Raw genomic sequence first — 19,149 nt, forward strand, 5'->3', positions numbered from 1 at the left:
GACGGGGGCAATTAAAGATTCAGGTGGCCCGGATCGATTTCAAAGCCCTCGTCCTCCAGCAGGTTGCCGCCATCGGCGGCGGCGGTGGCCAGCTGGTCGCAGCGGTTGTTGTAGGGGTTTTCGGCATGGCCCTTCACCCAGATGAATTTCACGTGGTGCTGCTTGAAGAGGTTGTAAAAGCGCACCCACAGGTCCTTGTTCTTTTTGCCGCCGGCGAAGTTGGTCGCCATCCATTTGTTCAGCCACCCCTCGTTCAGGGCTTTTACAATGTACTGGCTGTCGGAATAGACCGTCACGTTCAGCCCGGGCTTTTTCAGCGCTTCCAGGGCGGCAATGACCCCCATCAGTTCCATGCGGTTGTTGGTGGTGCGGCGGTAACCCTGCGCCAATTCCTTGCGCTTGGTACCGCTCATCAAAATGGCGCCGTAACCGCCCCTGCCGGGATTCCCTCGCGAAGATCCGTCGGTATAAATAATAACTTCCTGGCTCATAAACTTCTAAAGGCGCCAAAGGTAACGAAAATGCCCGGGCCGGAAGGATGTAGGAAGCACTTCGTCTATACTTGAAAGACACCCGTTTTAAAGTCTGCCACATTAGGGTTGTGGTTGGCGGCGTGGAGGGCTTCGGAAATTACTTTCCGCGTATCGGCGGGGTCGATGATATCGTCGACCCATAACCGGGCGGCGGCATAGTAGGGCGAGGTTTGGTGGTCGTAGCGGCTTTTGATCTCGTTCAGCAGGCGGCTTTCCTCCTCGGCCGACAGCACCTGGCCCTTGGCCTTCATGCCCGCCACCTGAATCTGCAACAAGGTTTTTGCCGCCTGGTCGCCGCCCATTACCGCGATCTTGGCCGTGGGCCAGGCAAAGATCAGCCGCGGATTATAGGCCTTGCCGCACATGGCGTAGTTGCCCGCCCCGTACGAGTTGCCGATGACGATGGTGATCTTGGGCACCACCGAGTTGGCCACGGCATTCACCATCTTGGCGCCGTCCTTGATGATGCCGGCCTGTTCGCTGCGGCTGCCCACCATAAAGCCGGTAACGTCCTGCAGAAATACCAGGGGGATGCGCTTCTGGTTGCAGTTGAGGATAAAGCGGGCGGCCTTGTCGGCGCTGTCGTTGTAGATGACGCCGCCCATCTGCATTTCACCCTTTTGCGAACGCACTACCTTGCGCTGGTTGGCCACGATGCCCACCGCCCACCCGTCGATGCGGGCATAGCCGCACAGGATGGTTTTTCCAAAATCTTCCTTGAACTGGTCGAAGTCCGAATCGTCCACCAGCCGCTCGATTACCTGCAGCATGTCGTAGGGTTTGGAGCCGTCGGTAGGCACGAGGTCGCGCAACTCCTCCACTTCCTGTTTGGGTGGGAGGGGAGCGGCCCGGTCGAAGCCGGCGGTGGCGGGGTGCCCCAGCTTGCCGACCAGTTTTTTGATTTCGTCCAGGCATTCCTGTTCGGTGGTGAAGCGGTAGTCGGCGATCCCGGAAATGGCGGTATGGGTGAGGGCGCCGCCCAGGGTTTCGGCATCCACCTCCTCGCCGATGGCGGCCTTGACCAGGTAGGGGCCGGCCAGGAAAATAGAGGCCCCTTCCACCATCAGCGTCTCGTCGCTCATGATGGGGAGGTAGGCCCCGCCGGCCACGCAGGAGCCCAGGACGGCGGCGATCTGCACGATACCGGCGGCGCTCATTTGGGCGTTGTTATAAAAAACCCTTCCGAAATGTTCCCGGTCGGGGAAGATCTCGTCCTGCAGGGGCAGGTATACCCCGGCGCTGTCGACGAGGTAGATGATGGGCAGGTGGTTTTGCAGGGCGATCTCCTGCATCCGCAGGTTCTTTTTGCCGGTGATGGGAAACCAGGCGCCGGCTTTCACCGTCTGGTCGTTGGCGGCGATGACGCATTGCCGCCCGCTGACGTAGCCGATCCCTGCCACCGTGCCCCCTGCCGGGCAGCCGCCGTGCTCGGCGTACATCTCGTAGCCTGCAAACGCCCCGATCTCGATAAAGGGCGAATCCTTGTCCAAAAGGTAGTCGATCCGTTCGCGGGCCGTCAGCTTGTTTTTTTCCTTTTGCTTCTCCACGGCTTTTTTGCCGCCGCCTTCATAGATCTTCTCTAACCGTGCCTGTCGTTCCTGCAGCAATCGTTTCATATTTGGAATGGTTTTATAAATCAGGAAGGGCCAATTTACTAAGAAAGATATATTTTTAATGCATGTTGAAAACTGAAATGAGTGTGGTCTGTACCGAATTGTTGAAAACTGCTACCCGTGAAAACCACCAGGAAACCGAGGCCGCCCTGCTGCCGCTGCTGAAAGGCATCCGCAAAACAGCGGATTATGCCGCCGTTTTGCGGATCTTTTACGGCTACTACCACCCCCTGGAGCAGCGGATCGGGGCGCTGGTAGGAGCGGACCTGCTGCCGGATATCGACAGCCGGCGCAAAAGCGGGTGGCTCCTGCACGACCTGGAGCAGCTGGACCTGCTGCCCCAAAACCTGCCGCAGGCCCCCGCTCTGCCCCTGCTGGAAAATCCCCTGCAGGCTCTCGGGGCGCTCTACGTGCTCGAAGGTTCCACCCTGGGCGGCACCATCATCGCCAAAATGCTCCAGTCAAACCCCCATATACAACTTCCCGATGCAGCGCTCACCTTTTTCCGTGGTTACGGCAGCGCCACCGCGGCTTACTGGAAGGCTTTTCGCCGGCACCTCGACGCCGCCGTGCGTACCGAAGCCGAAGCGGAACCGGTGGTCCGGGCCGCCAACGACACCTTCCTCCACCTGAAGCACTGGATCTTAAATAAATAGCGAATGGCCAGCGACCGTCCCAATTACGACGCCCTCTTCTGTGGCAAACAACCCCTGCACCAAACGAACCTGATCCAGCCGCACGGCGTACTGCTGGTGGTGAACCCGAAAGGCTACACCCTGATCCAGGCGAGCGAAAACGTCACCAGCCTGCTGGGCCTTACGGCCCGCGAGGTGGTACGGCAGCCCCTGCAGCGGTTCCTGACAGCAGACAGCTTTAGCGCACTGCTCCAGCGGGCAGCAGGCGGCCTGTTCCGCCGCAAAGCGCCCCTGTCCCTGGACTTCACAACGCCCGGCGGGCCCGTGACCTACATGGCCCTGGTACACGAGAAGCACGAGGCGCTGCTGGTGGAGGTGCAGTTTACCGACCGGCTGGAAGGACCGCAAAACTCCTTTATCCAGGTGTTCCAGCAGGTCAAGGACGTCATGGCAGCCGTGGAGTCGGCCCGCACCCCGCAGGAGGTATGCCTGGCGGCCGCCCCGGCGATCAAGCGCCTTTCGGGCATCGACAAGGTGATGATCTATTCCTTCGACGAGGAATGGAACGGCACCGTGCTGGCCGAAGTAATGGAAGAAGGCATGGAAAGTTACCTGGGACTGAAGTTCCCGGCCTCCGACATCCCGAAGCCGGCCCGTGACCTGTACCTGAAAAATCCCTTCCGCATCATTCCCGACCGCACGTATGAGCCGGTAGCGCTTTTTCCCCACCTCAACCAGCTTACCGGCACCCTCACCGACCTGACGGACTGCAGCCTGCGCAGCGTGGCGCCCGTGCACCTCGAATACCTGGGCAACATGAAGGTGCAGGCCTCGCTTTCGGCCCGTATCGTGCACAACGAGCAACTGTGGGGACTGATCGCCTGCCACCACCGCACGGCCAAATTCCTGTCGTTTGAAGAATGCTCCTTTTTCGAGCTGCTGTCCAACATCGTTTCGGCCCGTATCAGCTCGCTGATCCACCAGGAATCGGCGGCGGTAAAGCTGCAGTTGCAGCAGCACTTCGGCCGGCTGGTGGAAGGGGTATACCTCTACGACAACCTCACCCGCGCCCTGCTGCACCACCAGGAAGACCTGCAGCGGTTGCTGAGCGCCGAGGGCGTGGCCATCTGCTGGAACGGCACCATCGAAACGGTGGGCCTGACGCCCGAAACGGACGAGATCCGCCACCTGGTGAGCTGGCTGCGCCAGAAAAATGTTGCCCGCACCCTGCACCTGCCCTCCCTGCCAAAAGCCTATGAAGCGGCTGCGGCCTTTGCCGATGCGGGCAGCGGCCTGCTGGCCCTGCCCATACAGGTGGAACAGGGCAATTATATCCTGGCCTTCCGTCCCGAAGTGATCCAAAAGGTCAACTGGGGCGGCAACCCCTTCGATGCCCTGCGCATCGAGCCCGGCGCCGCCACCTACCATCCCCGCCATTCGTTCCAGATCTGGAAGGAAACGGTCATGCATACCGCCGCTCCCTGGAGGACGGAAGAAGTGGCCATGGCCGAAGACTTCCGCAACGCCATCGTGGAATACACCCTGAAGCTGCGCAACCGCGAGCTGCAGCGCCTGATCCAGGAGTTCACCTTCGTTACCGATTTTATTCCCGAGATCATCTGGTCATCCTGGCCCGACGGCCGGGTGGATTTCTTCAACCAGCGCTGGGAAGAGTATACCGGCCTGCCCCGGGAGATGGAAGTGGGCACCGGCTGGAACCTGGTGGTGTATCCCGACGATGTGCCCGTAGCCCGGCAGGTGTGGACGGACGCCCTGGCTACCGGCAATCCCTACGAGACGGAATACCGGCTGAAAGACCGCAACGGAACGTACCGCTGGTTCCTGGCCCGGGCCATACCCCTGCGCGATGCCGAAGGGCGGATCATCAAGTGGTACGGCTCGTGCACCGATATCCACGACCGCAAGGTGATGTCGTCCCTGCTGGAACAAAAGGTGCAGGAGCGGACGCTGGAGCTGCAGCGGTCGAACATCGAGCTGGAAGCCCGCAACCACGAGCTGATGCAGCTGACCCATGTGGCCACCCACGACCTGCAGGAGCCCGCCCGGAAGATCCATACCTACAGCGCGCTGGTGAAGGAGCGGTTTCTCCAGGACTGCACGCCGGAGGCGGAGGGCTACATGGAACGGGTGCTGCGGGCCTCGAAGCGACTGCGCCTGATGCTCAACGACCTGCTGAACTTTTCGCGCCTGTACGGCGCCGCCTCCCTGGAGTCCACCGATCTTAATGAGTTGGTGGGGGAAGTGCTGGCCGACCAGGAATGGAAGATCCGGGAGAAAAGCGCCCAGGTGACCGTGGAGCCGTTGCCCACCCTGGAAGCGGTGCCTGGCCAGATGCGGCAGGTATTTCACAACATCATTGCCAACGCCCTGAAGTTCACCCATCCCGGCCGGGAACCCAGGATTCATGTTGCCGCCGCTTTTGTGGACGAGCCCGACCTGCAGGCGGCTGCGGTGCCGCAGGGCCGGTACAGCCGCATCTCCATCACCGATAACGGCCTCGGCTTCGACCAGCAATATGTGCATAAGATGTTTACCATGTTCCAGCGCCTGCATACCGAGGAAGAAGGTACCGGCATCGGCCTGGCGGTAGTGAAGAAGATCGTGGAGACCCACCACGGTCTCGTCACCGCTTTTGGCAAAAAAGGAGAGGGCACGCAGATCGTTATGGTGCTACCGCTGAAGCAAAACCTCTCCCCCGTCCCGCCTTCGGCGGGCCGACCCCTCCCCACATAGGGAGGGGTGAAGCAGCGTAGCTTCGCGGGAGTATATTTTAATTAAAAGAAAAGGCGAACAAGAGCCCTTATAACAGGTCTTGTTCGCCTTTCAATTTTATAATAACGGCTATGTGGAAAACTGCTGTACCCGTGGTACCCTGTTCTCCCGCGAAGCTACGCTGCTTCACCCCTCCCTATGTGGGGACGGGGGAGGGGTTTATCCAAATTTCTTCAGTACGCCTTCCATCAGCGATTGGATGCCGTCGTTGCGGAGGTTGCCGATAGAGCCTTCGTGGGTGTGGTGCAGGCCCTTGGAATAGTCGAAGTGGAATTCGCCTTTTTCAATCACGTTGCCCACTTCCTTGTAGGCTTCGCGGAAGGGGAGGCCCTGGTTCACCAGCTCGTTCACGGCTTCCACGCTGAAGAGGTACTTGTACTTTGCATCATCCAAAATATGGTCCTTGATCTCGATGTTCGACAGCATCAGGCGGGTGAGCTGCACGCAGGCCTTCAGCTCCTCGAGGGCGGGGAACAGGATCTCCTTGGTCAGCTGCAGGTCGCGGTGGTAGCCCGAGGGCAGGTTGGCCAGCAGCAGGGTCAGCTCGTTGGGGGTGGACTGGATACGGTTGCACTTGGCGCGGATCAGCTCGAACACGTCCGGGTTCTTTTTGTGCGGCATGATGCTGCTGCCGGTGGTCAGCTCCGAGGGGAAGGAGATAAAGCCGAAATTCTGGTTGATGTACAGGCAGCAATCCATGGCCAGGCGTCCCAAAGAGGCGGCGATGTTGCTCAGGGCCATGGCCGTCACCTTTTCGGTCTTGCCCCGGGTCATCTGGGCGTAAACCGAGTTATAGTTGGGGGCGGCAAAGTGGAGGAGCTCGGTGGTGAGGGTGCGGTTCAGCGGGAAGGAGGAACCGTAGCCGGCGCCACTGCCTAAAGGATTCTTGTTGGCCACGGCATAGGCGGCCGCCAGCACTTCCAGGTCGTCCACCAGGCTTTCGGCATAGGCGCCGAACCAGAGGCCGAAGGATGAAGGCATGGCGATCTGCAGGTGGGTATAGCCGGGCAGCAGCTTGTCCTTAAAGCGCTCGCTTTGCGCCAGCAGCAGGTCGAACAGTTCTTTTACCTCGTCCTTTACTTTGCCGATCTCTTCACGCAGGTACAGCTTGATGTCCACCGCCACCTGGTCGTTGCGGCTGCGGCCGCTGTGGATCTTTTTGCCGATGTCGCCGATGCGCTCGGTCAGCATGAATTCGACCTGCGAGTGCACGTCCTCCACGCTGTCGGCAATAGAAAACTTGCCTTCTTCGATTTCTTTCAAAATGGCTTCCAGGGCGGTTACGGCAGTGGCCGATTCCTCCGGCGTCATCAGGCCTACTGTGCCCAGCATTTTCACGTGGGCAATGGAGCCCTGCACGTCATGCTTGGCCAGCAGCAGGTCAAATTCCTTGTCCCTGCCCACGGTGAATTTTTCGATCAGTTGCGAAACGGAGGTATTTTCTTTTTGCCAGAGTTTCATGGTTGGTGAGTTTGGGCGGGGGGACACAGTACCGTCCGCAGCAGCTGGATGTACGTTTCCATGCCCTTTTTTAATTCGTCGATGTAAATAAATTCATTGGCGGTATGGCTGCGGGCCGAATCGCCGGGACCCAGCTTCAGGGTCTGGAAGGGCATCAGTGCCTTGTCCGAGGTGGTAGGGGAGCCGTAATAGGTCAGTCCCAGCCCCAGGCCCGACCGCACCAGGGGGTGGTCGAGGGCGATGGAGGTGGACCGCAGGCGGGTGCTGCGGGGCTGCACCTCGCTTTGCATGTTGGCGCGGATGATCTCCAACAGCTCTTCAAAGGTGTAGAGCTCGTTCACCCGTACGTCCACCACGAACTTGCACTGGGCCGGCACCACGTTATGGGCCTTGTTGTCCGTTTCGATGACCGTCACGCTCATTTTCGACGGGCCCAGCAGGGGCGACACTTTTTCGAAATGGTACTTGCAGATCCAGTCGATGTCGCGGATGGCTTTGTAGAGGGAATTCTCGCCTTCCGAGCGGGCGGCATGGCCGGCTTTGCCGTGGGCGGTGCAGTCGAGCACCATCAGGCCCCTTTCGGCCACGGCCATCTGCATCAGCGTGGGTTCGCCCACAATGCCGCAGTCGATTGGTCCCAGCAGGGGCAGGATGCTTTCGATGCCGTTGCGGCCCGAGATCTCTTCCTCCGCCGTAGCGGCATAGATAAGGTTGTATTTCAGGTCCTTTTTATCGTGGAAATACAAAAAAGCCGCTGCCAGGGCCACCAGGGGGCCGCCGGCGTCGTTGCTGCCGAGGCCGAACAGCTTGCCGTCCTTTTCCACGGGGGTAAAGGGATCGAGGGTGTAGCCTTTGTTCGGCTTCACGGTATCGTGGTGCGAGTTGAGCAGGAGGGTGGGTTTGGCCGCGTCGTAATGCGTGTTGCGGGCCCAGACGTTGTTGCCCTGCCGTTCGGTTTTGATGCCCAGGGATTGCAGAAAGCTTTCCATGAGAGCGGCGGTGCCCTCTTCCTCCTTGCTGAAGGAGGGGATGGCAATCAGTTGCTTCAGCAGGCCGATGAACATGTCGGCCCAGCCGTCCCGGTCCTTTTTGCCTTTATCGCCGGAAGGGTTTCCGGGCTCAATATTTTCCTTTTTGCTCATAGCGGTTAGAGGGTTATAGTGGTGCCTTCGGTGCCGGCGATCAGCTGTTGCAGCTGTTCCGCCTTGCCGATGATGACCTTTCGCACACCGCTGTTCAGGGCCGCAAAGGCATTATCGAGCTTGGGGATCATGCCGGCGAAGATGGCGCCCGATTCCTTCAGTTCCCTGTAGGAAGCGGGATGGATTTGTTGGATCACGGTGGCATCGTCATTGGCGTCGAGCAGCACGCCGGCCTTTTCAAAGGAATAGACCAGCTGCACCTCGAAGGCGGCGCTCAGGCCCTTGGCGATCTCCTGGGCGATGGTGTCGGCGTTGGTGTTCAGCAGCTGTCCCCGGGAGTCGTGGGTGATGGGGGCCACCACCACATTGATATCCTGGTCGAGCAGGTTTTGGAACAGGGCGGTATTGATGCCGTCCACGTCGCCGACGAAGCCGTAGTCGAGGTTGGCGTTTTGGCGTTTGTGGGCCCGGATGGCGTTGCCGTCGGCCCCGCAGATGCCGATGGCATTGGTGCCGGCGGCCTGCAGCCGGGCCACGATGTTTTTATTGATGTAACCGGCATACACCATGGTCACGATTTTGAGGGTTTCGGCATCGGTGATGCGGCGCCCCTCCACCATCTGCTGGGGAATATTGAGCTGGCCGGCCAGGCGGGTGGCCAGCTTGCCGCCGCCGTGCACGAGGATCTTTTTTCCCGGCACGGAAGCAAACTCCTTTAAAAATTCGGACAGCTTCTGGTCGTCGTCGATGATGTTGCCACCGATCTTGATGACAACAACGCGGTTATGTTGACTACTCATGCTTGCTGAAAATCTATTTATGCTTGATAATTTCGCTCAATACGGCTTGGGCTGCCCATACGCGGTTACCGGCTTCGTGCACTACCAGGCTGTTGGGGCCGTCGAGCACCTCGCCGCTCAGCTCAAGGTTGCGGCGCACCGGCAGGCAGTGCATCACCCTGGCGTTGTTGGTGGGCAGGAGCTTTTCGGGCGTCAGCATCCAGGAGGTATCGTGGCAGGTGATCTGGCCATAGTTTTCGTACGAGCTCCAGTTTTTTACATAAATGTAGTCGGCATCCGCCAGGGCTTCGTCCTGGTTGTGGGTGATGGTGGCGCCTTTGGTAAACTGCTCGTCCAGCGCATAGCCTTCGGGGTGGGTTACCACGAAGTCGGCACCGCCCCAGGCCGTCATCCACTGGGCAAAGCTGTTGGCCACGCATTGCGGCAGCGGCTTTACGTGCGGCGCCCAGGTGAGCACCACCTTGGGCTTACGGGCTTCCGTAAACGTTTCTTTGATGGTAATGAGGTCGGTAAAGCTTTGCAGGGGATGCAGGGTGGCGCTTTCCAGGCTCACCACCGGGATGCCCGCGTATTTGATGAACTGGTTGATGTACAGTTCGCTATAGTCCTCTTCCTTGCTTTTGAGCGAGGGGAAGGTGCGGATGGCCAGTATGTCGAAGTACTTGCCCATGATGGGGGCCGCTTCTTTTACGTGTTCCACCGTAGTGCCGTTCATGATGGCCTCGTCGTTGAATTCCAGGGCCCAGCCTTCCTGGCCCACGTTGAAAACGATGGCTTCCATGCCCAGGTTCTGGGCGGCGATCTGCGTGCTGAGGCGGGTACGCATACTGGGGTTCAGGAACAGGCAGCCAATGCGCTTGCCGGCGCCCAGCGACTTGTCTTTAAACGGATCGGCCTTGTAAGCCAATGCTTTTTCTACCAGGGCATTGAGGTCCCTTACATCATGAACAGAAATGAACTGTTTCAATTTTAGTAGGCGATTTTTTTAAGTGAAAGTACAGGGGTTAATGGTCACCGGATGTTGGTCCGTGAACCGTAACCGTAAATTAATCGGTGCGAATTTACTCTCATTGGGTTATTTACCGGCCAGGAATTCCCTTAAAAAAGAAATTCCATACCCCGGTGAGGTATGGAATTGAAATTTATGAGGCAATTGCCCGGGGACGATTTAGGATTCCGACTCTCCTTCCTGCACCACTTCTACGTTCTGAACGCCGCGGAGCTCGCTGATCTCGTCTTTCAGTTCTTCCAGGAACTCGTCGATCTGCTTGCGGGTAATGGCCAGGGACGGCAGCAGGCGGATGACGTTGGGTTTGGCTTCGCCGGTGAAGATGTTGTGCTTGTACAGCAGGTTCTTGCGCAGGTCCTTCAGGTCTTCGGGCACGTCGAAACCGATCATCAGGCCGCGGCCGCGAATGTTCTCGATGCCGTCGATGGCTTTCAGGCGGTTCATCAGGTACTGGCCGCGCTGCTTGGCTTTTTCCAGCAGGTCGTCCTGTTCGATCACTTCCAAAACAGCCAGCGCTGCGGCGCAGGCCAGTTGGTTGCCGCCGAAGGTGGTGCCCAGCATGCCGATCTTGGGCTGGATGTGCGGGGCGATGAGGATGCCGCCAACGGGGAAGCCGTTACCCATGCCTTTGGCCATGGTGTAGATGTCGGCATTCACGCCGGCATGGTCGTGGGCAAAGAACTTGCCGGTACGGCCGAAGCCGTCCTGTACGCCATCGGCAACGAATACGGCGCCGTTCTGGTCGCAGAGGCGGCGGATCAGTTGCAGGAAGGAGTCGGTGGCCACGTTGATGCCGCCGACGCCCTGGATGCCTTCAACGATGACGGCACACACCTGGTTACCCTTGGTCTGGAAGTAGGTTTTCAAGGCCGCTTCGTCATTGAAAGGCAGGAAGTCCACGTTCTCGGTCTGGTTCACCGGGGCCACGATGGCCGGGTTGTCGGTCACCGATACGGCCAGGGAGGTTCTTCCGTGAAAGCTTTTCTTAAAGGCCACGATCTTTTTGCGGCCGTTGTGGAAGGAGGCCAGCTTCAGGGCATTTTCGGTGGCTTCGGCGCCGCTGTTGACCAGGAACAGCTGGTAGTCTTCTTTTCCGCTCACTTTGCCCAGCTTGTCGGCCAGCTCCTGCTGCACCGGGATCTTGACGGAGTTGGAGTAAAAAGCGATTTTACCGAGTTGGTCTTCAATGCGCTGCACCCAGTGCGGGTGGCCGTGGCCGATGCTGATGACGGCATGGCCGCCGTACATGTCCAGGTATTTCGCGCCGTCCTCATCCCATACATAAGAGTCTTTTGCCCTTACAATGGTGATGTCGTTGAGTGTGTAAACGTCAAAAAGTTTCATAAGAACCCCTTCACCCCCCAAAGGAGCGTTTAGGAATTCCCCGGGAGACCCGGGGAGTTTCGTGTTGATAATAAATACAGTTTCTAAAGAGCTATGGTAGCGGCCCTTGCCGCTACGGCGTTAAAAGTAATTCGCTTTCAAATTTAGGCCCGCACACTCATCCAATCCAAACATCAGGTTCATATTTTGCAGGGCCTGGCCGCTGGCGCCTTTCAACAGGTTGTCGATAGCGGAATGCACTACTAATTTGGTGCCCACTTTTTCCAGCTGCAGCACGCATTTGTTGGTATTGACGGCCTGCTTCAGGAAGATCGGCGAGCGGCTCACCACGGTGAAGGGGTGGTCCTTGTAAAATTCCTCGTACAGGGCCAGCAGGTCGCCTTCACCCAGCTCGCAGTCCACCTGCGAGGAGATGAAGATGCCGCGGGTAAAGTCGCCGCGCCAGGGAATGAAGCTCAGGTCGATCTGCCCGCCGGGTTGCAGGTGGTAGAGCGACTGGCCGATCTCGTGCAGGTGCTGGTGCGACAGGGTTTTATAGGCCTGGATGTTGTTGGCCCGCCACGAAAAGTGGGAAGTGGTCGCCAGGCTCTGGCCGGCACCGGTGGAGCCGGTAATGCCGGTGGTGTACACTTCGCCCAGGAGGCCTGCCTTGGCCAGGGGCAGCAGTCCGAGCTGGATGCCGGTGGCAAAGCAGCCGGGGTTGGCAATGTTGTGGGCCGCGATGATCTTTTCCTTGTGCAGCTCGGGCAGGCCGTAGACGAACTGGCGGCTGCCGATGGCCGACTTGGGATTCAGGCGGAAGTCCTGCGACAGGTCGATGATCTTCACCGATTCGTCGATGGGGGTTTCTTCCAAAAATTTCCGGGCTTCCCCATGGCCGACGCAGAGGAACAGCACGTCGATATCGTCGTGCAGGTCGCCGGAGAACTGCAGGTCGGTTTCGCCCACCAGGTCCTGGTGCACGGCATAGACCGGCTTGCCGGCATTGCTGCGGCTGTTGATAAAGGAAACGGAAACCTGGGGATGGTGGATCAGCAGGCGGATCAGTTCGCCACCGGTATAGCCGGCGCCGCCCACCACACCTACGCGCACCCGGGTTCCTGAAGCGGAACCGGGGCTCGTAGTGGTATGTTTAGTTGTTGCCATTGAGATTGAAAAGGAATAGGATGTACAATACGTTGGTTAGGAAGCGCTTTCTTGTCCGGCGGCCTCTTTTACCTGGTAGAAAATAGAGGTCTGGTTGCCGAAGATCTTGCTGAAGCCGCGCACGTCCTCGCCGCTCCATCCGGTGTTCATTTCGCCGTACTTGCCGAACTTGCTGCTCATCAGGTCGAAGGCGGATTCGATGCCGATCACCTGGAAGCGGTAGGGCAGGAGCTGCAGGAACACGTCGCCGGTCACATTTTCCTGGGCGCTTTGCAGGAAGGCCTCGATATCGCGCATCACGGGGTCGAGGATCTGGCCTTCGTGCAGCCAGTTGCCGTAGAATTGGGCCAGCTGGTCTTTCCAGTTCAGTTGCCACTTGGTCAGCACGTGCTTTTCCAGGGCGTGGTGGGCCTTCAGGATCACCATGGGGGCGGCGGCTTCGAAGCCCACGCGGCCCTTGATGCCGATGATGGTGTCGCCCACGTGGATGTCGCGGCCGATGCCGTAGGGGCCGGCCAGCGTTTGCAGGTATTGGATGGCTTCGGTCGGGTGATCGAAGGCCTGGTCGTTGATCTTTTTCAGCTCGCCTTTTTCAAAGGACAGCTTTACTTCCTCGCTGCCGCTTTTGGTTACCTGGGTGGGCCAGGCTTCTTCCGGCAGGAGGCCTTTGGAGGAGAGGGTTTCCTTTCCACCCACGGAAGTGCCCCACAGGCCCTTGTTGATGGAGTACATGGCCTTGGCGAAGTTCATTTCAATGCCCTTGCCTTTGAGGTACTCGATCTCCTGCTCGCGGCTCAGTTTGAGGTCGCGGATGGGGGTAATGATTTCCACGCCGGGGATGAGGATGTGGAAGATCATGTCGAAGCGCACCTGGTCGTTGCCGGCACCGGTGCTGCCATGGGCCACGGCGTCGGCGCCCAGCTTTTTGGCGTGTTCGGCAATGTGCAGGGCCTGGCTGAGGCGCTCGGCGCTTACGCTCAGGGGGTAGGTGTTGTTTTTCAACACGTTGCCGTAAATCAGGTATTTGATGATGCGGTCGTAGTAGCCTTTTACCGCGTCGATGGTGGTATGGCTTTTCACGCCCAGCTTGTAGGCATGGGCCTCGATCTGCTGCAATTCTTCGGAGGTGAAACCGCCGGTATTGACGATAATGCTGTGAACTTCGTAGCCTTTTTCCTCGCTTAAGTATTTTACGCAATAAGTCGTATCCAGTCCGCCGCTAAAACCCAGGACTACTTTTTTTCCAACGGCACCCGGGGTGCTTTGATCCAGAGAAGTGCTTGCTGTTTCCTGCATTTCTAAATGCTGTGATTTAAAGGGTTTGATGTGATATTATATAATTCAAAGCTCCCCGACGGGCGGGGAGCTGGCATTAAAAGTTAAAGAAAGACCCGAGAATGGCTTTGAACCGCGAGGGGTTGGCCTGCAGCCGTTTCAGCCGGTTGAGGAACTTGCTTTGTTTCAGTTGCAGGAGGCGTTCGTACACCTTCGACTTCTTTTTAAAGTGCTCCTCGGTTTCTTTGGGCTCGTAGTGATCTTTGGGATCGTAGAGCATGGCGGTGCACAGGCAGTTCTTCCGGTCCTTGCTCATGAGGATCTCGTAGTTGATGCAGCTTTTGCAGCCGGCCCAGAAGGCTTCGTCCTGCGTGAGCTCGGAATAGGTTACCGGCTCGTAGCCCAGTTCGCTGTTGATCTTCATCACGGCCAGGCCGGTGGTCAGGCCGAAAATCTTGGCGTTGGGGTATTTTTCCCGCGACAGCTCGAAGATGCGGTGCTTGATGCCTTTGGCGACGCCGCTTTTCCGGAAAGCCGGGGAAACGATCAGGCCGGAGTTGGCCACGTAATCGCCATGGCTCCAGGTTTCGATATAGCAGAAGCCTACCCACTGACCGTCATCGGTAACGGCAATGACGGCTTTGCCTTCTTCCATTTTCTGGGTGATGTAGGCGGGTGAGCGTTTGGCGATGCCGGTTCCCCGTGCCTTGGCCGAAGCCTCCATTTCGTCGGTGATGATTTCAGAAAAATGCGCATCGGCAGGGGTTGCCACCCTTATAATGATGTTTTGATTGTCCACGGTAAAAAAAGATTTAAAAAGTGCGGATAACCACTCCTGAGTAATTTACGATACGTCGGGGAAAATTCACTGATAGGGGCCTTGGTTGGGTGCTCGTCCTATCAGCACTCAGGTCGTCTTGACAGGTAGCGGAACAGGTCAAAACAAACAGCATACACACCTGTTGCCAGGAAAGCGTGGAAAATGTAGTATTTGTTATGTGTGTTTGTGTTCACTTTCTTAGAAGTCGGTGCAAAGTTATAGGTTGAGCTGAGATTTGCGCAAAAAAAATGCTTAATTCTTTGCCTTATTTTTTGTCCCATACGGCTCCCTCCGGAATGGATTTTCGTTCTCTTTTTCCACTTCTAAAATTGCGCCGGAATCCCCCGTTTGGGGGTTTCCATCCGGGCGGGGCGGGGGCGGCGTGCTTTTCCGGCTTTTGGCCGGGGAGCGGCCCCCGTTATTTTAAATTTTCATTATCGGTTTGGGGCTGACAGCCACAGGATTGTCCCGGTTTGGGAAAAACGGCGCCAAAATTGAAGGGATTGTATAGCGGCCCTGTTGGCTTACAGGAATTTCCTTAACAAAGTTTTGGGGATATTTCGAATTGTCGAGCTTGAGAATTTTACTTATTTTTATTTTGCAAATCTGTAATCAGTAGGGTTGCTCTTCATTAAGATCCAATTCCGGGCCGCGACCCCGACCTGCCACCAGCTGTGAACAACCGCTTCGCAACGCATTCGCCCGTTTTCAATCTGTCCCCTGGTTCCCTTAACATCGGCCCTGGAAAAATTCAAGGCGTCTAATGTCCGTATAGAAAATGCCCTGCTTTTAGCAAACGCCCTCGAAATTTTTAGCCCTTCCGCCGGCGCGGGAGGGATTTTTTTGGCTGCACTTTCCCTTCCCGCTGTACCTTTGCCCTCCTTCCGGTTGCCGGAACATTGCCTGGCCATTAAATTTTTTCCGTGCAGGATTACCTCCTCTTCATCGATACCGAAACCTCGGGCAAGCCCCGCCGGTGGAATGCGCCTTATTCCCAAAAAGACAACTGGCCCCACGCCCTTCAAATTTCCTGGCTCCTGTATACCCGCGAAGGAGTGCTGGTACGGCAGGAAGACCATTACATCAGCGACGATGACTTCACCATAGCGCCTTCCGCCTTCCAGGTCCACGGGCTGACGGCCGCCTTCCTGCGGGAAAAGGGCCGGCCCCGCCGCGAGGTGCTGGCACGGCTGGCCGCCGACCTCGAAACCTTCCAACCGCTGGTGCTGGGCCATTTCATGGCCTTCGACGCCCATATTGCCGGCGCCGAATTCTACCGCTCGGGCCTTGCCGACCCCCTGCCCGGCCTGCCCGCCTTCTGCACCATGCAGGGTACCCGCCACCTGGTACGCAACCCCGCCGCCCACTTCCTGCGCCTGGGCGAGCTGTACGAACTGCTGTTCCAAAAACCGCAACGGCACCCCCACAACGCCCTGGCCGATGCGCAGGCAACCGCCGAATGTTTTTTTGAATTAATAAAAAGAGGCGATATTGACCCGGAAAAGGCGGGACCACCGCAGTTGGAAGCCGTTGCCGCCCCGTCGGGACGCACTTCCGGCCTGCTGGCAGCCCTGCTCAGTGCTTTTGTGATCTCTTTAATTCTGTATTGTTTATGGAAAACCGGCTCGCCTTCCTTCGTACCGTAAAACCCTTTGACCTGCTGCCCGAAGACGTGCTGGCCGACCTCGCCGGCAACCTCGAGGAGGTGCGCTACAGCCGCGACACGGTCATTTACCGCCAGGATGTGTCGCAGCTCAAGGGGGTGGACATTATTGTCGCCGGCGAATACGAATCCTTTTTCTACGACAGCGCCCTCAATAAGCGGCTGGTGGAACACTTCCTCCCGGGCTTTTGCTTTGGCGGCATGTCGGTGCTGCTCAACCAGCGGCGCTCTTTCCATACGGTCATCGCCAAAAAGGGCACCGTCATTTACTTTCTTCACCGCAAGGAGTTCCGCGAGCTGGCCCGCAACTACGAACCCTTCCTGCACTATTTTACCACCGCTTTCGGCAAGCGGATGATGAACGAGGAATTTACCCATTTCTTCAAGCAGGCCGCCGCCACCGAAAAAAATTACATTGCCGCCGACCAGGCCTATACCCGCCGGATCGAGAGCGTGGAATCGGCGGAGATCATTTCCTGCCCCGGCCACACGCCGGTGGCCGAAGCGGCCCGGGTGATGGGGAAACACCGCATCAGCTGCCTGATGGTGCTGGACGAAGCGGGCAAGATCGGGGGCTTTATTACCGACCGCACCATTCGCGACAAGGTGGTGGCCCTGGAAGCTTCCGTGCAGCAGCCCGTGCACCGCATCATGGAGGGGCCGGTGGTATCTATCGGCAAGGACGCTTATGTGTACGAAGCCCTGCTGATGCTGTTCCGCACCAAAAGCCGCTACCTGCTGGTAGAGGAGAACGGGCAGTATACCGGCATCGTCAGCCGTAAGAAGCTGATGAGCGAGGAGGGCGAGTCGCCCATGGTCTTTATCCAGGCGGTCAAGCTGGCCGTGTCGGAGGAGGAGCTGGGGCGCAAGTGGCAGCAGGTGCCGCAGATGGTGAACCGGCTGCTGGACCGGGGCGTGAATGCCGAGATCGTCAACCAGCTGATCACCACCATCGCCGATACCATTGCCGTCAAGGTGATCGAGGAGGTGATCGACAAAATGGGGCCGCCGCCGGCCAAATTCGTGTTCATGGTGCTGGGCAGCGAGGGCCGCAAGGAGCAGACCCTCAAAACCGACCAGGACAATGCCATCATTTACGAGGACAAGGCCAACGAGCACCGCGAAGAGGTGCGGGCCTACTTCCTGGAGTTTGCCGCGGAGGTTTCGGGCAAGCTCGACCGCATTGGCTTCAGCTTCTGTACCGGCGGCTACATGGCCAAAAATCCCAAATGGACCCATTCCCTCTCGCACTGGAAGCGCAATTACGTCAGCTGGATGGAGGAGTCGGTGCCCGAAACGGCCATGAAATTCGCCACCTTCTTCGACTGCCGCCACCTTTATGGCGATGCGGCCATCATCGACGAGCTGCGGGCGTTCCTGGATGCCGAGCTGCAAAAGCCGCTGCAGGCCTTCTTTTACCACATTGCCCGCAACGCCCTGCAGTACGAACCGCCGCTGACCTTTTTTAAAAACATCCGCACCACCACCCGCGGGGCCCAGGAAGTGTTCGACATCAAGCGGGCCATGACGCCCATCGTGGACCTGGTACGGGTGTTTGCCCTGAAGAACCGGGTGTTCGAGGTGAATACGGGGGAGCGGCTGAAGGCGCTGAGGGCCAAAGAGGTGCTCAACGATACCGCCTTCCAGGAACTGATGCAGTCGTACTACCTGCTGATGCGCCTGCGCCTGAAAAAGCAGGCGGCCCAGATCATCCGCGATAAGGCGGAGCCGGATAATTACGTCAACATCCGCAGCCTGACCAAAATTGAGCTGGTAACGCTGAAAGAGATCTTTAAAACCATCGAGGAATTCCAGTCGCGGATCAAAATGGAATTCACCAATAACCTTTTCGGGTAATGGGAGCAGGGTTCCGAACCCTCCTGCCTCATAGGATTTGTCTATGAGGACATAGAATCTTTCAATAACGGACATTGCCGGCGGGCGGCTACTTTTGTGTCTTCATATGGCAAGCAATCGTTAGTCGCCCGCTGTTTCTACAGTGGGCTCTTTTTTTATCCCTCCCTTAAATGAAAAAGAGGGAAGGTAAAAAGCGCATATGCCTACGCTTTATACTCTCCCTCTTTTGTAAATTTCAGTAGGTGGTGTTTTCCTCCGCCGTTATACCGGTCGTCCGCCACCGATGATACGTACCAGGATCGCAATCACTGCTAATACCAGCAGGATGTGAATCAAACCGCCCGCATGGAAGGCGAACATACCCAGTAACCATCCGATAATCAGGATAACGGCGATGATATACAATAAGCTACTCATAATGATAAATTTTTCGGGTTCACAATATCATTTCCAGGCTTATCTATAGTCAAAACCTTGCCAAAATATAATGCAGAGCTTGAGGTAATGGCGCCACCGGAGCTGCCGGTGCGGGCCTGCTGCTGAGGTTGTTTTATATTTTGATGTGTCCGTTGCCCTGCCTTGTGCCGGCCAACGTTGAGGGATAGCTGTGCCGGTGGAAAATGGCTGTGGCCGGCCAGGCCGGGTGGGAGTGGAATAGCTGCTGATCGCCTTGACAATCAACGCTGCCCGTTCTGGGAAAAAGCGCTGTTTTAAATTTTCCGAAGTTTTTTTTTGAGAAATGAAAAATGATAGTATCTTGCTTCAAGTTTTCATAGGGTACGGATTAAAAACGGGCTCAGGTTTCTACCTAGGCCCTTTTTCTTTTTAAGGCCTTTCCCCAAAATACCCCTTCATTCAGCCCGTCCTTTCCGCATTTTTATTGGTATCGTCCCTGCTTTTTCCTGCTTCCTTTGCTTTTTATAGGAAGCCAACGGAAGACAAAATCGGCTTTTTGGCGGCATTCAACCGGCAAAATCCCCGTTTCGTCGAAAACTCAGCCATAAAAGGCCTTTCTTCCCGAGCTTCGTACCACATTCGCCTCCGGAACTATAAAGATT

At 57.4% G+C, this 19,149-nt stretch carries 15 protein-coding genes; 4 read left to right on the top strand and 11 right to left on the bottom strand.

The annotated features are described in order from the left end of the window. Positions 1–11: 11 nt before the first annotated feature. Both rnhA and V9K67_RS08685 read right to left on the bottom strand, forming a co-directional pair. Entirely contained in the window at positions 12–491 is a 480-nt protein-coding gene (gene rnhA, locus V9K67_RS08680; RefSeq protein ID WP_336721530.1) for a ribonuclease HI, read from the bottom strand. A 65-nt stretch (positions 492–556) separates the two neighbouring features. Beyond that, complete coding sequence (locus V9K67_RS08685) at positions 557–2,149, bottom strand: acyl-CoA carboxylase subunit beta (RefSeq protein WP_336721531.1); 1,593 nt, start codon at positions 2,147–2,149, stop codon at positions 557–559. Between the two features lie 62 nt (positions 2,150–2,211). On the opposite strand from V9K67_RS08685, the gene V9K67_RS08690 reads away from it, so the two are divergent. Together V9K67_RS08690 and V9K67_RS08695 are read left to right on the top strand one after the other, a co-directional pair. Then, complete coding sequence (locus V9K67_RS08690; RefSeq protein WP_336721532.1) at positions 2,212–2,802, top strand: biliverdin-producing heme oxygenase; 591 nt, start codon at positions 2,212–2,214, stop codon at positions 2,800–2,802. Between the two features lie 3 nt (positions 2,803–2,805). Continuing rightward, positions 2,806–5,535: a PAS domain-containing protein gene (locus V9K67_RS08695; protein ID WP_336721534.1), complete on the top strand. Its 2,730-nt coding sequence runs from the start codon at positions 2,806–2,808 to the stop codon at positions 5,533–5,535. Positions 5,536–5,733: 198 nt separating this feature from the next. Here V9K67_RS08695 and argH read toward each other — a convergent pair whose 3' ends face one another. From argH to V9K67_RS08735, 8 genes are all read right to left on the bottom strand, one after another. Further along, entirely contained in the window at positions 5,734–7,035 is a 1,302-nt protein-coding gene (gene argH, locus V9K67_RS08700; RefSeq protein WP_336721536.1) for an argininosuccinate lyase, read from the bottom strand. After that, on the bottom strand, positions 7,032–8,177 hold the full coding sequence (locus V9K67_RS08705; RefSeq protein ID WP_336721538.1) for a M20 family metallo-hydrolase: 1,146 nt from the start codon (positions 8,175–8,177) through the stop codon (positions 7,032–7,034). Before V9K67_RS08705 ends, argH begins: the two co-directional genes overlap by 4 nt. A 5-nt stretch (positions 8,178–8,182) precedes the next feature. Beyond that, complete coding sequence (gene argB, locus V9K67_RS08710) at positions 8,183–8,977, bottom strand: acetylglutamate kinase (protein WP_336721540.1); 795 nt, start codon at positions 8,975–8,977, stop codon at positions 8,183–8,185. A gap of 13 nt (positions 8,978–8,990) precedes the next feature. Beyond that, entirely contained in the window at positions 8,991–9,944 is a 954-nt protein-coding gene (locus V9K67_RS08715; protein ID WP_336721541.1) for a Rossmann-fold NAD(P)-binding domain-containing protein, read from the bottom strand. A 201-nt stretch (positions 9,945–10,145) separates the two neighbouring features. Then, complete coding sequence (locus V9K67_RS08720) at positions 10,146–11,330, bottom strand: aspartate aminotransferase family protein (protein WP_336721542.1); 1,185 nt, start codon at positions 11,328–11,330, stop codon at positions 10,146–10,148. 120 nt (positions 11,331–11,450) lie between these two features. Further along, positions 11,451–12,476, bottom strand: a complete 1,026-nt coding sequence (gene argC / locus V9K67_RS08725; RefSeq protein ID WP_336721543.1) for an N-acetyl-gamma-glutamyl-phosphate reductase — start codon at positions 12,474–12,476, stop codon at positions 11,451–11,453. A gap of 36 nt (positions 12,477–12,512) precedes the next feature. Further along, positions 12,513–13,772 carry an argininosuccinate synthase gene (locus tag V9K67_RS08730; RefSeq protein ID WP_336721544.1) on the bottom strand — a complete coding sequence of 420 codons (1,260 nt, stop codon included), beginning with the start codon at positions 13,770–13,772 and terminating at the stop codon, positions 12,513–12,515. A 76-nt stretch (positions 13,773–13,848) separates the two neighbouring features. After that, positions 13,849–14,550, bottom strand: coding sequence for a GNAT family N-acetyltransferase (locus V9K67_RS08735; protein ID WP_336721545.1), 702 nt, complete (start codon positions 14,548–14,550; stop codon positions 13,849–13,851). Positions 14,551–15,494: 944 nt separating this feature from the next. On the opposite strand from V9K67_RS08735, the gene V9K67_RS08740 reads away from it, so the two are divergent. Both V9K67_RS08740 and V9K67_RS08745 read left to right on the top strand, forming a co-directional pair. Beyond that, complete coding sequence (locus V9K67_RS08740; RefSeq protein WP_336721546.1) at positions 15,495–16,217, top strand: 3'-5' exonuclease; 723 nt, start codon at positions 15,495–15,497, stop codon at positions 16,215–16,217. Continuing rightward, on the top strand, positions 16,184–18,091 hold the full coding sequence (locus V9K67_RS08745) for a DUF294 nucleotidyltransferase-like domain-containing protein (protein ID WP_336721547.1): 1,908 nt from the start codon (positions 16,184–16,186) through the stop codon (positions 18,089–18,091). The genes V9K67_RS08740 and V9K67_RS08745 overlap by 34 nt, the downstream gene beginning before the upstream one ends. 261 nt (positions 18,092–18,352) lie before the next feature. On the opposite strand, the gene V9K67_RS08750 is transcribed toward V9K67_RS08745, so the two are convergent. Beyond that, positions 18,353–18,508 carry a lmo0937 family membrane protein gene (locus V9K67_RS08750; RefSeq protein WP_336721549.1) on the bottom strand — a complete coding sequence of 52 codons (156 nt, stop codon included), beginning with the start codon at positions 18,506–18,508 and terminating at the stop codon, positions 18,353–18,355. Positions 18,509–19,149 lie beyond the last annotated feature (641 nt).

It is taken from the genome of Huijunlia imazamoxiresistens (assembly GCF_037132455.1).
Lineage (GTDB): Bacteria > Bacteroidota > Bacteroidia > Chitinophagales > Chitinophagaceae > Flavisolibacter > Flavisolibacter imazamoxiresistens.

What these genes read in the sequence shown, in the direction of transcription:
- V9K67_RS08730 (WP_336721544.1), bottom strand. Translation starts at nt 13,772, where the DNA reads ATGCAGGAAACAGCAAGCACTTCTCTGGATCAAAGCACCCCGGGTGCC.
- rnhA (WP_336721530.1), bottom strand. Translation starts at nt 491, where the DNA reads ATGAGCCAGGAAGTTATTATTTATACCGACGGATCTTCGCGAGGGAAT.
- argH (WP_336721536.1), bottom strand. Translation starts at nt 7,035, where the DNA reads ATGAAACTCTGGCAAAAAGAAAATACCTCCGTTTCGCAACTGATCGAA.
- V9K67_RS08705 (WP_336721538.1), bottom strand. Translation starts at nt 8,177, where the DNA reads ATGAGCAAAAAGGAAAATATTGAGCCCGGAAACCCTTCCGGCGATAAA.
- V9K67_RS08690 (WP_336721532.1), top strand. Translation starts at nt 2,212, where the DNA reads ATGTTGAAAACTGAAATGAGTGTGGTCTGTACCGAATTGTTGAAAACT.
- argB (WP_336721540.1), bottom strand. Translation starts at nt 8,977, where the DNA reads ATGAGTAGTCAACATAACCGCGTTGTTGTCATCAAGATCGGTGGCAAC.
- V9K67_RS08750 (WP_336721549.1), bottom strand. Translation starts at nt 18,508, where the DNA reads ATGAGTAGCTTATTGTATATCATCGCCGTTATCCTGATTATCGGATGG.
- V9K67_RS08685 (WP_336721531.1), bottom strand. Translation starts at nt 2,149, where the DNA reads ATGAAACGATTGCTGCAGGAACGACAGGCACGGTTAGAGAAGATCTAT.
- argC (WP_336721543.1), bottom strand. Translation starts at nt 12,476, where the DNA reads ATGGCAACAACTAAACATACCACTACGAGCCCCGGTTCCGCTTCAGGA.
- V9K67_RS08745 (WP_336721547.1), top strand. Translation starts at nt 16,184, where the DNA reads ATGGAAAACCGGCTCGCCTTCCTTCGTACCGTAAAACCCTTTGACCTG.
- V9K67_RS08695 (WP_336721534.1), top strand. Translation starts at nt 2,806, where the DNA reads ATGGCCAGCGACCGTCCCAATTACGACGCCCTCTTCTGTGGCAAACAA.
- V9K67_RS08720 (WP_336721542.1), bottom strand. Translation starts at nt 11,330, where the DNA reads ATGAAACTTTTTGACGTTTACACACTCAACGACATCACCATTGTAAGG.